We start from the raw sequence: 14994 nt of genomic DNA, 5'->3' as shown, positions 1-14994 counted from the left end.
GAGGCGTAGATGCTGCCCGGATGCCGGGGTCCGTGACCACTCGTGGATTGCGGTGCAGGATCGGTTATGTTTCGCGGGTACCGAACGTGGGGAGAGGGCATGAAGTTCTTGCTGACGATGCACATGAACCCCGAGGTCTGGGACGGCCTGACGGAGCAGGACAAGGACGACGTGATGACCGGCCACGGCGAGTTCATCCGCCGGATCCGGGAGTCCGGCGAGATGATCAGCACCCAGGCGCTCGGCGGCCCGGCCGACAGCGCGGTGGTCCGGGTGACCGGTGGCGTCCCGGCCGTCACCGACGGGCCGTTCGTCGAGTCGAAGGAGTTCCTGGCGGGCTTCTACCTCGTCGAGTGCGAAAGCCGGGAACGCGCCTGCGAAGTGGCCGCGATGATCCCGGACGCGAAGGTCGAGGGACTCGGCATCGAGGTCCGGCCGGTGGTGTTCTTCGCCGACGCGCGGACCGAGTCCGAGTTCACCGGGTGACCGGTCCGGCCGCGCTCGGCGAGCTGCTGCGGCCGCTGGTGCCGCGGGTGCTCGGTGTCCTCGTGCGCCGGTACGGCCAGTTCGACGCCTGCGAGGACGCCGTGCAGGAGGCGCTGATCGCCGCGTCGGCGCAGTGGCCGGCCGAGGGCGTGCCGGACAACCCGCAAGCCTGGCTCGTCACGGTCGCCGCGCGCCGGCTGACCGACCTGTGGCGCAGCGAAAGCGCGCGCCGGCGCCGGGAAGAGTCCCTGGCCCTGAGGGAACCCGCGGACGCCGCCGCGGTCGCGGGGCCCGGCGAGGACCGGCCGTCCGATCGGGACGACACGCTCACGGTGCTGTTCCTGTGCTGCCACCCGGCGGTTTCCCCGCCGTCGCAGGTGGCGCTGACCCTGCGCGCGGTGGGTGGCCTGACGACCGCCCAGATCGCGAAGGCGTTCCTCGTCCCGGAAGCGACGATGGCCCGGCGCGTCACGCGCGCCAAGGAGAGCATCGCGGCCGCGGGGTCGAGCTTCGGCGAGCCCGCGGCGGCCGAGTACACCGAGCGCCTGCGCGTCGTGCTTCAGGTGCTGTACCTGATCTTCAACGAGGGGTACACCGCGACGTCCGGCACCGACCTGCAGGTGCCCGAGCTCGCGCACGAGGCGATCCGGCTGGCCCGCGCGGTGCGCGCCCTGCGCCCGGACGACGGCGAAGTGGCCGGCCTGCTGGCGTTGCTGCTGCTCACCGACGCCCGCCGGGACGCCCGCACGGGCCCCGGCGGCGAGCTGGTGACGCTGGCCGAGCAGGACCGCGAACACTGGGACCGCGCGATGATCGCGGAGGGCGCGGCGTTGATCGGCCGCACGCTCGGCCGCGGCCCGGTCGGCGTCTACCAGGTCCAGGCGGCGATCGCGGCCCTGCACGACGAGGCCCCGAGCACGGAGACCACCGACTGGGTGCAGATCGCGCAGCTGTACGAAGTGCTGCAGGAACTCGCGCCCAGCCCGGTGGTGACGCTGAACCAGGCGATCGCGGTCTCGATGGTCGACGGCCCGACGCGTGGTCTGGAGCTGCTGGACACGATCGCCGGCGACAGCCGGATGCGGCAGAGCCACCGCCTGGACGCGGTCCGGGCCCACCTGCTGGAGCGCGCGGGCGACCCGGCGGCCGCCCGCGAGCACTACCGCCGCGCGGCGGCGCGCACGGCGAGCGAGCCGGAGCAGCGGTACCTCGAGAACCGGGCCGCACGCCTGGACTGAGCCCCGAACGGCACTTCGGGTGCGTGGGGCGCACCGAACGCCACAGTGGGTGCGCCGGACGCACCCACTGTGGCGTTGGGGCGGCTCCCGGAATCGGGGCCGGCCGCCGGAATCAGTGCAGGACGACACCTTCCTGCGGTTCCGGGGCCGCCGTCAGGCGGAACAGGCGGGTGAACAGCTCCAGGTCGCGCAGGTCGCCCTCGATCGAGACCTTGCCCGCGATCACCGCTTCCGCCGGGGTGACCTGGCCGCCGATCACGTCCAGCAGGGCCGGGCCCTGGCTGGAGCGGATGATCAGGTCGGCGTCGGAGTGGCGGCCCTCGGAGACCTTGAGCGCGCCGTCGTCGACCATCGCGTGCAGGATCATCGAGTCGTGGTACTGGATCTCGAACGTCACCTGGACGCCGGCCGCGGCTTCGCTCTGGAACGTCGTGTACAGCGAGAGGATCGCCGCGTCCAGGGTGAAGACGTCGTCCGGGCCCGGGTGGCTCAGCGAGCGCGCGCCCCACAGGCCGAGGTCGAGCAGGATGTGGTCGAGCTCGCTGCCGTACTCGGTCAGCTCGTAGACCAGACCGGCGTCGAGGTCCGGGCGGATGCGGCGGCGGATCACGCCCGCCTCTTCCATCTCGTTGAGCCGCGCCGAAAGGATGCTCGGCGGGATCTTCGGCAGGCCGGCCTGCAGCTCGGTGTAGCGCTTCGGGCCGAGCACCAGGTCGCGCACGATGAGCAGGGCCCAGCGTTCCCCGACGAGCTCCATGGCGCGGGCGAGTCCGCAGAACTGTCCGTAGGTGCGGGTGCGTGCGGTCATTGATCCTCATTTCCGTTCGTGCGGTGGAAAGTAAGAGTTAGTGGTGGTCGCCCTCGGAGATGAGGTCGCGGTGCAGCAGCTGCAGCTCGTCGCACGGCTCGACGCCGAGCTCTTCGCTCAGCCGCTTGCGCAGGCTGCGGTAGACGGCCATCGCGTCGGACCGGCGGCCGCTGCGGCCCAGGGCGCGCATCAGCTGTCCGTGCAGCGCCTCGTCGAGCGGGTTGCCCGCGGTCAGCGACCGCAGTTCCCCGATCAGCTCGCGGTGGTTGCCGCTGGTGATCTCGGCTTCGATCAGCATGTGCAGGGTGTTGCGCCGCTGCTCCAGCAGTTCCATCGTGTACGGTGCGAGCACCGGTCCACAGTGGACGTTCGCCAGCGGCGGCCCGGCCCACAGGTCGAGCGCCGAGCGGAACTTGGCGGCCGCGGCCGGGTGCTCGCCGTGGCGCAGCAGGTCCTGGCCTTCCTGCTGGAGCCGGCCGAACCGGAAGACGTCGACCTGGGCCGGGTCGATCCGGAAGACGTAGCCGGGCGCCTTGGTGACGAGCAGCGACTCGTCGCCTTCGGCGAGCCCGTTCTGCTCGATGCACCGGCGCAGGTGGTAGATGTAGGTGTGCAGCGTGGTCCGCACCGTCCGCGGTGGATCACTCGCCCACAGCTCCTGCGTGATCGAGTCGACGTGCACCATCTTGCCCGGCCGCATCACGAGCAACGCCAGCAGCTGCAGGATCTTCGGTGTCGTCGGCGCGTAGTCGACGCCGTCGCGCAGCACGCCGAGCGGGCCGAGTACGGTGAACTGGACCACACGTTCGGGTGGTCCGACGGGCTGTTGAGTCACGCCGACCAGTCCGTCCGATAGCTTGTTGTCGGAGTACATGCCGGGCGCCTCCAGTGTTCCTGCTCCGATGTCTCGAGCTCCCCAGTAAGCCTTGTCGAGCCGGATAAGTCCGACCCCGGGCTGTCCACTGTCGAATGTGACAGAGTGGCCGGGCACCAGCCAGTGAGCTGTCCACCAGAGTCAAGATGTGTTCTGCTCGGTGGTCCCGTGCGTTCCGCATGTCCCACGCGGTCGTGCCGCACCCCTCGTGACCCGCTCGAGCCGGGCAAACCCCAGGTCCCGATCATCTCTGCGGGCCGTCGCGGGGGATCCGTGGCCGCTATCACTCGCCGTATCCGCGCGTCTGTCAGACCGGTCCCGTGCGCCGCGCACGCGCGGGGTATGCGTTACGCACACCCGGAACCGGATCCCCGCACGGGCGCCGCTCCGATCCTGCGGCGGCCTCCTGCGACTCTCCATCGGAGGTCCACCGACCTGCAAGGGACGGCGTCTTACCTGACGGAGATGGATTCTGACGCCGTAGGAAATTCGAGGTTGGACTGATGATCTTGCGATCGGTTGCGTCCGGGGGCGCCGACGGCGGCGAGCAGTCGGCTGGTGCAGAGCGGTACAGGCAGGAGCACGACCATGTGGTTCCGCCGGCCGTGCTGCGCGCGATCGAGATGATCCTGGATCGCTACTTCGAGCCGATCACGTTGTCGGCTCTGGCATCCGAGGTGTACGTGAGCCCGTTCCACTTCTCACGCATCTTCGCCAAGGCGACCGGGGTGACGCCCGGCCGGTTCCTCACCGCGGTGAGGCTGTTCGAAGCGAAGAGGCTGCTGCTGACCACCTCGCTGACGGTGTCGGACATCGTCTGCAGTGTCGGCTACAGCAGCGTGGGCACGTTCACCAGCCGATTCGTCCGCGCGGTCGGGATGACCCCGACCGAGTACCGCGAACCCGAGGTCGGTGAGCTCCTGGTGGCTCACTCGGCGTACTTCCAGCGGCTGCCGTCGCTGCGGTCCCTGCGGGAGGCCGGCAGTTCCTGCGCGTCCCTGCAGTCGGGCAGCGGACGGCTGACCGTGCGGCTGGCGATGCCCGAGAACGCGGCGCCGGCCAACGTGCTCGTCGGGGTCTTCGCCGACGCCGTGCCGCAGAGCGGCCCGGTGGCGTTCGGCGGCCTCGCCGACACCCTCTCCGGTGAGGTGACGATCGACGGGGTGCCCGAGGGCAACTGGACGGTGATCGCGGTCGCCGACCACGGTCCCGTGCGGCAGACGCAGTCCGGTCCGCCGTTCACCATCGCCACCGGCTCGGCGACCGTCGCCGAGTTCGAGCCGGCCGAAGTGCGGATGAAGCTGCGTCCGCCGTCCCTGATCGACCCGCCGATCGCGATCACCCTGGCCTCCCGCCAGACGCCCGCCGGCCAGCGGATGGTCGCCGCCCAGCGGTCGCACCTGCGCTCCGTGGCCTGACCACCCAGACGAAGACGAGGACTTCCGATGTCGACTTTCTTCGGTGTGCTGCGCAAGCGGATGCTCGCACCGTCCCTGGCCTCCGTCGGTTTCGCGGAGCGCGGCTTCCCCGTCACGCCCACCACGGCGACGGCCCGGCTGGAGGCGGTGCCGCAGGCCGTGGTGTGCGGGTTCGAGTGGGCGATCGAGGGCGCGTCCCTGTGGGAGCTGCAGCGACGGCTCGCGCTCGTCGAACCCGAGCAGCGCGGGTTCGCGTACGAGGGCGCCACGATGGGGTACACGATCCTGGACGCGATGCCGGGCGGCGGCCGCGACCGCACGAAGGCACTGCTGGAGGGCCCGGGGGAGCCGCACATCTTCCTCACCTACATCGGGATCGGGTTCGCGATGGCGCGGCTGCCGCGTCCACTGTGGAAGAACATCCTGCCGGAGCTCGACGGCGTCCACCACCACCCGGTCATGAGCTGGCTGGCGGTGGACGGCTACGGCTTCGACCGGGCGTACTTCGACACCCGCAAGTGGGTCGACGAACAGGCCGAGCCGGCACCGTACCCGTGGGCGGGACGCGCGGACTACTTCTCGCGTGCTTTCGACCAGGGGGTGGGCCGGGCGCTGTGGTTCATCCACGGCGGCGTGCCCGAAGCGGTCGGGGCGGCGGTGGAGGCGTTCGCCGAAGCCCGCCGCCCGGACCTGTGGAGCGGGGTCGGGCTGGCGGCGACGTTCGCCGGCGGCGCGGACAAGGCGGGGCTCGAGACGCTGCGCCGCCTTTCCGGGACGCACTACGCGGAACTGGCGCTCGGGGTGGTGTTCGCGATCAAGGCGCGCACCTACTCGACGTACGTGCCGGAGCACAGCCGGCTGGCCGCGGGCGTGCTCGCGGGGCTCACGGTCGAGGCGGCCGAGGCGCTCGCGGACGGCACCGAGGTGCCGTTCGAGGACGTCGGCCCGGTGCCGCCGTACGAGCTGTGGCGGGCCCGTATCCGCGCCGAGTTCGGTGCGGAGTCCTTGCGCGAAGCCGGCTGAAGCGGGCGCTCGCAACTGTGGAGTAGACCCGTGACCACGGCTTATGTGAGCGTGGAAGGACACAGTGGAACTCGTTATGGAGTCCCGTTCCCACCCGATAAGGGGGAGAGTGCGTTGGGCAATGGTTGGCGTGCGCTCAGGCGCCGAATCCTGACACCGGACGTTTCGGAGACCTCGCTGGTCAAGCGTGGCTTCCACAGGAAGAGCCCAGCCGCTCAGGAATTGCTCGAGACGGTCGGCGAGAAGTTCCTCCTCGGCTACGCGCACGCGGTCGAAGCGCGTTCGCCCGAGCAGGCCGAAGAATGGCTCCAGCAGATTCCCCCGAAGTTCCGCGGGTTCGCCTACGAAGGCGCGGGAATGGGCTACGGCGTGCTCGACGGGCTGCCGTTCGGCAAGAGCTCGAACACCGCCGAGTTCCTGGCCGGCCCGGGTGACAAGCAGAACTACATCATCTACGTCGGCGTCGGCTGGGCGATGGCGCGGATCCCGCGGTTCGCGTGGCCGAAGGCCGAGGCCTTCGACCCGCTGCTGCGCTGGCTCGTGCTCGACGGCTACGGCTTCCACCAGGCGTACTTCAAGACCGCGAAGTACGTCGGGGAGCAGTTCCAGGACCGGAACTTCTCCTGGCCGGACCGGCGTTACGACGGGTACGCGCTGCGCGCCATCGACCAGGGCATCGGCCGGGCGCTGTGGTTCATCAACGGCACCGACGTCTCCCTCGTGGCCAAGGCGATCGAGGCGTTCCCCGAGTCGCGCCACGGCGATCTGTACGCCGGTGTCGGGCTCGCCTCGACCTACGCCTGCGGCGTGACGTCCGAGGAGCTGGGGGAGCTCGTCGACCGGGCCGGGATCCACCACGGCCAGCTCGCGCAGGGAAGCGCTTTCGCGGCCGAGGCCCGGATCCGCGGGGGCCTGCTGATCCCGGAGACCGACGTCGCGACCCGCGCGATCTGCGGGCTGCCCGCCGAGCGGGCCGCGGCGATCACCCAGGAGGTGCGTCCCGCGGTCGTCGTCGACGGCGACGACGTTCCGGCGTTCGAAACCTGGCGACAGCGGATCGCCGAGGAAGTGCTCACCCACGGAGGTAAGAAGAAATGACCGCGACCTTCGGCTGGCTGCGCAAGCAGCTGGCGGGCATCGTGGCGCTGGTGCTGATCCTCGGCCTGTTCCTGGTCGCCCGGCTGCCCAGTGTCTCCGCCGCCGAGCAGGATTCGATGGCGAGCAAGTTCCACTTCACCCCGATGGCGATCGCGCTGCCCGCGGCGACGAAGCAGCAGTCGGTCCGGACGGTGAACAAGGAGTACGAGCACATCTCGGCGTGGATCTCCTCGGTCGGCGCCGCGATCGCGCTCAACGACATCAGCGGCAGCGGCAAGGCCAACGACCTCTGCCTGGTCGACCCGCGCAGCGACCAGGTCGTCATCACGCCGGCGCCGGACTCCGGGCCGCGCTACGCGCCCTTCGCGCTCGACCCGGCGCCGGTGCTGCCGACGTGGGACTACATGGCGCCGATGGGCTGCGTCCCGGGTGACTACAACGAGGACGGCCGGACCGACATCCTGGCCTACTACTGGGGCCGGACGCCGGTGCTGTTCCTGCAGAAGGCCACCGCCACGAAGCTCGACGCCTCGGCCTTCCAGCCGACCGAGCTGGTGCCGGGCAACCACCGCGGGCCGGACGGGAAGTACAACGGTCCACTGTGGAACACCGACTCCGTGACCATCGGCGACTTCGACGGTGACGGGCACGTGGACATCTTCGTCGGCAACTACTTCCCGGACAGCAGGGTCCTGGACCCGAACGCCGACGGCGGCATCACGCTGAACCAGTCGATGTCGCACGCGACGAACTCGGGTGCGAAGTACATCTACCGCTGGACCGGCGCCACGTCCGGGGCGAACCCGACCGCGAAGTTCATCGACGCCTCCCAGGGCATCCCGGAGTCCGCGCGGCTCGGCTGGACGCTGGCCTCCAGCGCCACCGACGTCGACGGGGACAGCCTGCCGGAGCTCTACATCGCCAACGACTTCGGGCACGACCACTTCCTGTACAACAAGTCCACGCCGGGGCACATCGAGTTCGGCGAGGTCACCGGGGTCCGCGGGTTCGACGACCCGAAGTCCAAGGTGCTGGGGCACGACTCCTTCAAGGGGATGGGCGTCGACTTCGGCGACCTGAACCACGACGGCCTCTACGACCTGTTCGTCAGCAACATCACGACGTCGTGGGGCATCGAAGAGTCGAACTTCCAGTTCATGAACACCGCGAAGAGCGCCGCGGACCTGCGCACGCAGCTGAACGACGGCGTCGCGCCGTTCGACGACGTGAGCGGCTCGACCGGGACGGCGTGGTCCGGCTGGGGCTGGGACGTCAAGATCCAGGACTTCAACAACAGCGGGGAGAACCAGATCGCCCAGGCGACCGGGTTCGTCAAGGGCCAGGTCAACCGCTGGCCGAACCTGCAGGAGCTGGCCACGGCCAACGACGGCCTGCTGTCGAACCCGTTCTGGTGGCCGAACGCGCGCCCCGGTGACGACATCGGCGGCGACCAGACGTTCCACTTCTTCGTGAAGAGCCCGGACGGCCGCTACACCGACCTCGGCCCGCAGCTGGGCCTGGCCGTGCCGGTGCCCACCCGCGGCATCGCCGTCGGCGACACCGACGGGGACGGCCTGCCCGAGTTCGCGGTGGCGCGGCAGTGGGAAGCGCCGATCTTCTACCACAACGACAGCCCGAACCCCGGCAAGTTCCTGCAGCTGAAGCTGACCACGGACGCCCCGGTGGCGCCCGGCCCGCTGCCCGCGGCCGGCGTGCCCGCGATCGGCGCCCAGGTCACCGTGACGACCCAGGACGGCAAGAAGTACCTCGGCCGGGTCGACGGCAGCAGCGGGGAGGCCGGCCGGCGCAGCTTCGACGTCCAGATCGGCCTCGGGCAGAACGTCAGCGGTCCGCTCGACGTGCACCTGCAGTGGCGGGACCGGACCGGGCAGCTGCGGACGCAGGACCTGAAGCTCGCACCCGGTTGCCACATGTACCAGCTCGGCACCACGGCGATGGAAGAGATGTGACGGCATGACCACCCCGACGCTCACCAAGGTGGACACGGCGCCACCGAAACGGACGAACAAGGTCGTGACCGCGTTGAAGCGGTTCGCGATGTCGATCACGATCTTCAACATCCTCGGCTACACGATCCTGGGCTTCGAACAGCCGTGGCTGTACCCGTTCATCGCGCTGGCGACCGCGTACACCACGGAGATCCTGCTCGAGATCGTCAACGCCAAGGTGACCAAGCGCGACGTGCGGTTCACCGGCAACGGTTTCAAGGGGCTCATGGAGTTCCTGCTGCCGGCGCACATCACCGGGCTCGCGCTGAACATGCTGACCTACGTCAACGACCGGATCTTCGTGATGATCTTCGGGGTCGTCGTGGCGGTCGGCGCGAAGTGGATCCTGCAGGCGCCGGTGTACGGCCGCATGCGGCACTACATGAACCCGTCGAACTTCGGCATCACGATCATCCTGCTGGTCTTCCCCTGGGCCAGCATCGCCCCGCCGTACCACTTCAGCGAGCAGATCGCGACCTGGGGCGGCTGGCTGATCGTCGCGATCATCCTGATCTCGGGCACGGTGCTCAACGCGCTGCTGACCGGCCGGATGGTCCTGATCGCGGGCTGGCTGAGCTTCTTCGTGATCCAGGCCTTCGTCCGCGGCTGGCTCTTCGGCACGTCGATCCCCGGCGCGCTGGCGATGGGCACCGGGATCGCGTTCGTGCTCTACACCAACTACATGGTGACCGACCCGGGCACGTCGCCGTCGAAGAAGGGCTCGCAGTTCGCCTTCGGGGCCGGCGTGGCGCTGGCGTACGGCTTCTTCACCGCCGTGCACGTCTCGTACGGGCTGTTCCTGGCCACCGCGACCGTGTGCCTGATCCGCGGGGCGTTCCTGTGGAGCCTGCACTTCTCGAACAAGGCGCGGCTGAAGTTCGAGGCCGAGCAGGCCGACCAGAAGGCGAAGCTGGAACTCGCCCCGCCGGTCGAGGAGACCGACGACGGCAAGACCCCCGGAGCCATCGCAGCATGACCGGCTCGCAGCAGGAAGCCCGGGCGGCGCGCACCGCGCCGCCCGGGCCGCCGCGCCGGGCGACCTTCCGGTTGCTGAAGCAGCTCTTCACCGACCGGCTCGCCCTCATGGGCGACAACGCCGAGGAGTACGGCGACGTCGTCCGCATCGCCATCGGGCCCAAGACCATGTTCCTGGTCAACCACCCGGACCTCGCCAAGCACGTGCTCGCGGACAACGCGGCGAACTACCACAAGGGCATCGGCCTGCAGGAGGCCCGCCGGGCCCTCGGCGACGGCCTGCTCACCAGCGACGGGGAGACCTGGCGCACGCAGCGCCGGACCATCCAGCCGGTGTTCCAGCCCAAGCGGATCTCCCGCCAGGCCGCCGTCGTGGCGTCCGAAGTGGACGGTCTGATCGAGCGGCTCGCGGCGCGCGAGGGCGCCGGGCCGGTCGAGATCCTGCACGAGATGACCGGGCTGACGCTCGGCGTCCTGGGCAAGACGCTGCTGGACGCCGAACTCGGCGGCTACGAGACCCTCGGCCACTCGTTCGAGGCCGTGCAGGACCAGGCCATGTTCGAGGCGGTCACGCTCAGCATGGTCCCGCAGTGGGTGCCGCTCAAGAAGCAGGTGCAGTTCCGCGCGGCGCGTGACGACCTGCGCCGCATCGCCGAAGAGCTGGTCGACCAGCGGCTCGCGAACCCGGTCGAGAACGGCGAAGACGTGCTGTCACGCCTGATCGCGACCGGCACCGCCGACAGTGCGTCACGCGAACGCATGCGCGACGAGCTGATCACGTTGCTGCTGGCCGGGCACGAGACGACGGCGAGCACGCTCGGCTGGGCGTTCCACCTGGTCGACGAGCACCCCGACGTCGCGCAGCGGCTGCACGAGGAAGCCGTGGAGGTGCTCGGCGACCGGCTCCCGGAGTACGAGGACCTGCGGAAGCTGACCTACACCGCCGCGGTGGTCGAAGAGGTCATGCGGATGTACCCGCCGGTGTGGCTGCTGCCGCGGGTCGCCCAGGCCGACGACGAGATCGGCGGGTACCACGTGCCGGCCGGGTCCGACGTCGTCGTCGTGCCCTACACCCTGCACCGGCACCCGGACTTCTGGACCGACCCGGAGCGCTTCGACCCGGGCCGGTTCGACGCGGCCAACCCGGCCGGGCGGCCGCCGCGCTACGCCTACATCCCGTTCGGCGCCGGGCCGCGGTTCTGCATCGGCAACAGCCTCGGCGTGATGGAGGCGGTGTTCGTGCTGGCGATGGCGTCGCGGGACCTGGAGCTGCGCAAGGTGCCGGGCAAGGTCGTGGAACCCGAGGCGATGCTCTCGCTGCGGGTGCGCGGCGGGCTGCCGATGACCGTGCACCGGCGGGCGGCGGAGCACCGCCGCGCCGCTTGACCCACACCCGACGAGGAGGTAGGCCCGTGGAACCCGAGGCCAAGCCGGAAGTTTCCGAAGAAGAACGCGTCAAGAACCTGACCCTCGAGGCCTACGCGGACACGATCGTGCCGGGGGAGAAGCGGTTCCCGGACGACCACGCGATCGCGGGCGTCTCACCCGGCCCCGGAGCGGTGGCGGCGGGCGCGCTCGACCTGCTGCACTTCGACGCGACCGGCGTCACCGTGGGCCTGCCCTACCTCGCCCAGTCGCTCAACGACCACGCGAAGTCCTACGCGGGGGAGGCCGGCGTCGAGCTCGACAGCGAGCTCCCGGCGTTCGTCGGGCTGCCCTACGCGCACCGCCGCGAACTGGTGCGCCGGCTGACCGCGCCGGGGCACCCGGAGAAGGACGGCTGGGTCAGCCTCGCGCTGTTCTGCAACATGTCCTTCGACAGCGCGGCGCACCTGCACACCGCCGACGCCATCCGCGACGGCCACCCCGGCCTGCTGGCGCTGGGCTACACGGCGCCGGACGACGACGGGTTCTGGCGGTTCAAGAAGTTCTCCTACGGCCGCAAGCTGGCCGAACTCCACCCGGACACCACGGAATCGGGGAGCCCCGCATGAGCGCGATCGAAAAGACCGACGTCGTCATCGTCGGCAGCGGCTTCGGCGGCTCCATCCCGGCCTACCACCTCGCCGCCGGCGGGGCGAAGGTCGTCGTGCTGGAACGCGGCCCGTGGCTGGCGGCCGCCGACTTCGAGCACGACTACCTGCTCGGCTCGTCCTACACCCGGGCGTTCGACTTCGTCGTCGGCGACGGGATGAGCGTGCTGGGCGGCAACTGCGTCGGCGGCGGCAGCGTCGTGTACTTCGCCGCGATGCCGCGGGCGCCGAAGTTCGTCTTCGACCGGCACGGCAGCATCGGCCGCCGGATGTGGCCCTCGGCCATCAGCCGCGACTCGCTCGAGCCGTGGTACGACCGCGTCGACGAGTCGCTCCCGGTGTCCAAACAGGACTGGAGCGACGTCTCCTACTCCGGCGGGCTGTGGGCCGCGGCGTGCAACCACTCCGGCCGCACGGCCAACCCGGCGCCGGTCGCCGTGGACAACGACACCTGCGTCAACTGCAACTTCATGATGGCCGGCTGCAAGTTCGACGCCAAGCGCTCGATGCTGACCAACTACCTGCCGGCGGCGCTCTCGCACGGCGCGCAGATCCGCCCGCTGCACGAGGTCCAGCGGCTGGAGCGCACGGAGGACGACGGCTACCGCGTCTACTTCGACCAGATCGACGAAGAGGACTACCGGGTGCACACCGGCAGCGGGGTGATCGAGGCGAAGATCGTCATCATCGCCGCGGGCGCCGGCGCGACGCCGGTCATCCTGCAGCGCTCGGAGGCGGCGCTGGGCACCATGCCGCACGGCGTCGGCCGGTACTTCTCCGGCAACGGCGAGCGGCTCAACACCGCGATCATCGACGAGGACCGCGTCCGCGAGGTGCTCGGGCTGTCCCGTGAGGACGGTCCGGTCTACTCGGCCAACCACATCGGCAAGGGCCCGACCGTCGCGAACTGGGACAAGCTCGACGGCTCGCTGCCGGAGTACGAGCGCTACTCCCTGGAGCAGCTGTACTTCCCGCCCGGCCTGGGCACCATCCTCGCCCAGGTGCCCGGCGGCGAGGAGCCGCGCTGGTTCGGCGCGGAGAAGAAGGAAATCCTCAAGCAGTGGTCCAACTGGCTGACGATCTTCCTGATGACCGAGGACGACAACGAAGGCGTCTTCGGCGCGCCGCCGCCCACCGGCAACGCCTACCGCATCTCGCAGCAGATGCTCGGGCGCGGCCCGCTGCGCTACGAGCCGACCACGAACACCCGGCGCGGCTGGGCGCTCGCGGACGCCGACTGCAAGTCCATCATCGAGAAGGACGGCATCGCGAAGGTAGCGCCGTGGACCAACGACGTCGTCGGCGCGTACACCGTGCACCCGCTGGCGTCCTGCCGGATCGGTGACGACCCGGCGACGTCGGCGCTGTACGCGAACCACGAGCTGCGCAACCACCCGGGCATCTTCGTCACCGACAGCTCGGCGGTGCCGGGCGCGCTCACCGTGAACCCGGCGATGACCATCGCCGCGCTCGCCGAGCGTTCGGTGCCGAGCATCGTCCGGGCCGCGCAGGCCCGCGGCATCGACGTCAAGTACGGCGCGCCGGCCCCCGACGGGTCGATCACGGGCCGCCGGGCGGTGTCCAAGCTGGACCTCGTCGCCGGCAACTGACCGACCACACCCGCGAACTCGCGTACCTGGACGGCGAACACGCGTACCCGGATGGCGAACTCGCGTACCCGGACGGACGACACGATGCCCGTGGCTGTGTCGTCCGTTCCGGTACGCGTGTCGTCCGTCCGGGTACGCGTGTCGTCCGCTCGGGTACGCGAGTTCGCTTGTTTTCTGGAGGTAGAGATGGCGCCCGGGTTGGTGCGGGTCGCGCTGCGGCGGACCCTGAAGGACGTCAAGCACGTCGAGGCCGTGCGGCCGCGGCGGGCGCGGGGGCTGGTGCGGGAGGTGTACCGGCAGGTCGAACGGGACTTCGGGATGCTCGCGCCGCCGATGGCGCTGCACTCGCCGTCGCCGGAGGTGCTGGCCGCGGCGTGGCTGATGCTGCGGGAGTCGCTGGTCGCGGCCGGGGTGTCGGGCCGGGCGGACCGGGAGGTCGTGGCGGCCGCGGTGTCGGCCGCCAACGACTGCCCGTACTGCGTCGAGGTGCACGCCATGGCGATCGGCTCGCTGGGGCAGCCGGACGCCGCCGCGGCCCTGGCCGCGAACGCGCCGGGCGAGATCGCCGACGACGCCACGCGCGCGCTCGCCGGCTGGGCGCGGGGCGCCGGCGACCTGCCCGAGGGGGTGTCGCCCGCGGCCGCCGCGGAGTTCACCGCCGTGGCGACCGCGTTCCACTACCTCAACCGGGTGGTCACCGTCTTCCTCGGCGACTCGCCGCTGCCGGACCAGGTGCCCGAATCGGCCCGCGGGACGGCGAAGGCCGTCCTCGGGCACTTCCTCCGGCCGGGGACACCGCCGCCCGCCGGGCAGTCTCTGGAGTTCCTGCCGGCCACCGGCGCCGACGGCCCGGACTGGGCCGAACCGGGCAGCACCCTGGCCGACGCCTTCGCGCGCGCGGGCGCGGCCTTCGAAGCGGCCGGCACGGACGTGCTGCCGCCGCGGGTGCGCGAGCTCGTCCGGCGTGAGCTGAAGGCGTGGGACGGCCGGCCGCCGGGGCTGGGCCGGTCGTGGGCCGACGGCCCGCTCGTCGAGCTGCCGCCGGCGGAGCGGCCGGCCGCGCGGCTGGCGCTGCTCGTGGCGAAGGCGCCGTACCAGGTCGACGACCTGGTGGTCGCCGCCGCCCGCCGGGGCCCGGCCGGCGACCGTGGCTTGATCGAGCTCGTCTCGTGGGCGGCTCACGCCGCGGCCGAGGAGCTGGGCCGCCGCCTTTCCCTGCGCCCACGAGGAGAAGACGTGTCCCGCGACGGCGGGTGATGATTCGGGAGTAGCTGATCGACCGGCCGGTCGAGCGCAGCACCGGGACACAGCCGAGAACGCGCCCGGGGTGCCGTCGTCGTCCCGGCCGATCGACCCGCTCCCCGGCGGCCGCCGCACCGCGGCTCACCCCACCCCCGCCCGTGCGCGGCGGCCGCCGGCCCC

General features: G+C 70.8%; 13 protein-coding genes. 11 read left to right on the top strand and 2 right to left on the bottom strand.

What is annotated here, in order from left to right:
• Nucleotides 1-99 precede the first annotated feature (99 nt).
• Both OHS18_RS19255 and OHS18_RS19250 read left to right on the top strand, forming a co-directional pair.
• Nucleotides 100-486: a YciI family protein gene (locus OHS18_RS19255; protein WP_328450657.1), complete on the top strand. Its 387-nt coding sequence runs from the start codon at nt 100-102 to the stop codon at nt 484-486.
• Nucleotides 483-1724 (top strand): RNA polymerase sigma factor, encoded by a 1242-nt coding sequence (locus OHS18_RS19250; protein ID WP_328617959.1) that lies wholly within the window; start codon nt 483-485, stop codon nt 1722-1724. Before OHS18_RS19255 ends, OHS18_RS19250 begins: the two co-directional genes overlap by 4 nt.
• Before the next feature lie 112 nt (nt 1725-1836).
• Here the strand turns inward: OHS18_RS19250 and OHS18_RS19245 are convergent, their stop codons facing one another.
• Nucleotides 1837-2532, bottom strand: coding sequence for a winged helix-turn-helix transcriptional regulator (locus OHS18_RS19245; RefSeq protein ID WP_328617958.1), 696 nt, complete (start codon nt 2530-2532; stop codon nt 1837-1839).
• Between the two features lie 37 nt (nt 2533-2569).
• Complete coding sequence (locus tag OHS18_RS19240; RefSeq protein ID WP_442874367.1) at nt 2570-3406, bottom strand: AfsR/SARP family transcriptional regulator; 837 nt, start codon at nt 3404-3406, stop codon at nt 2570-2572.
• Between the two features lie 590 nt (nt 3407-3996).
• On the opposite strand from OHS18_RS19240, the gene OHS18_RS19235 reads away from it, so the two are divergent.
• The 9 genes from OHS18_RS19235 to OHS18_RS19195 all read left to right on the top strand — a co-directional run bounded on the left by OHS18_RS19235 (nt 3997) and on the right by OHS18_RS19195 (nt 14829).
• Nucleotides 3997-4824, top strand: coding sequence for a helix-turn-helix transcriptional regulator (locus OHS18_RS19235; protein WP_328450665.1), 828 nt, complete (start codon nt 3997-3999; stop codon nt 4822-4824).
• Between the two features lie 27 nt (nt 4825-4851).
• Complete coding sequence (locus tag OHS18_RS19230; protein ID WP_328450667.1) at nt 4852-5847, top strand: DUF1702 family protein; 996 nt, start codon at nt 4852-4854, stop codon at nt 5845-5847.
• Nucleotides 5848-5961: 114 nt separating this feature from the next.
• Complete coding sequence (locus OHS18_RS19225) at nt 5962-6945, top strand: DUF1702 family protein (protein WP_328450669.1); 984 nt, start codon at nt 5962-5964, stop codon at nt 6943-6945.
• Nucleotides 6942-8915 carry a CRTAC1 family protein gene (locus OHS18_RS19220; RefSeq protein WP_328450670.1) on the top strand — a complete coding sequence of 658 codons (1974 nt, stop codon included), beginning with the start codon at nt 6942-6944 and terminating at the stop codon, nt 8913-8915. The genes OHS18_RS19225 and OHS18_RS19220 overlap by 4 nt, the downstream gene beginning before the upstream one ends.
• Nucleotides 8916-8919: 4 nt before the next feature.
• The gene (locus OHS18_RS19215; RefSeq protein WP_328450672.1) at nt 8920-9930 is read left to right on the top strand and encodes an enediyne biosynthesis protein; all 1011 of its coding nucleotides are present in this window, start codon (nt 8920-8922) and stop codon (nt 9928-9930) included.
• Complete coding sequence (locus OHS18_RS19210; protein ID WP_328617957.1) at nt 9927-11315, top strand: cytochrome P450; 1389 nt, start codon at nt 9927-9929, stop codon at nt 11313-11315. The genes OHS18_RS19215 and OHS18_RS19210 overlap by 4 nt, the downstream gene beginning before the upstream one ends.
• A gap of 26 nt (nt 11316-11341) precedes the next feature.
• Nucleotides 11342-11923 (top strand): DUF5987 family protein, encoded by a 582-nt coding sequence (locus OHS18_RS19205; protein ID WP_328450676.1) that lies wholly within the window; start codon nt 11342-11344, stop codon nt 11921-11923.
• A complete protein-coding gene (locus OHS18_RS19200) occupies nt 11920-13572 on the top strand; it encodes a GMC family oxidoreductase (RefSeq protein WP_328450678.1) in 1653 nt (550 codons plus the stop codon). Before OHS18_RS19205 ends, OHS18_RS19200 begins: the two co-directional genes overlap by 4 nt.
• 186 nt (nt 13573-13758) lie before the next feature.
• The gene (locus tag OHS18_RS19195) at nt 13759-14829 is read left to right on the top strand and encodes a carboxymuconolactone decarboxylase family protein (protein WP_328617956.1); all 1071 of its coding nucleotides are present in this window, start codon (nt 13759-13761) and stop codon (nt 14827-14829) included.
• The last annotated feature ends 165 nt before the right edge of the window (nt 14830-14994 follow it).

The organism is Amycolatopsis sp. NBC_00355, from assembly GCF_036104975.1.
GTDB lineage: Bacteria > Actinomycetota > Actinomycetes > Mycobacteriales > Pseudonocardiaceae > Amycolatopsis.
Note: the sequence above shows the minus strand (reverse complement) of the source record. Positions and strands in the feature narration are given on the sequence as shown.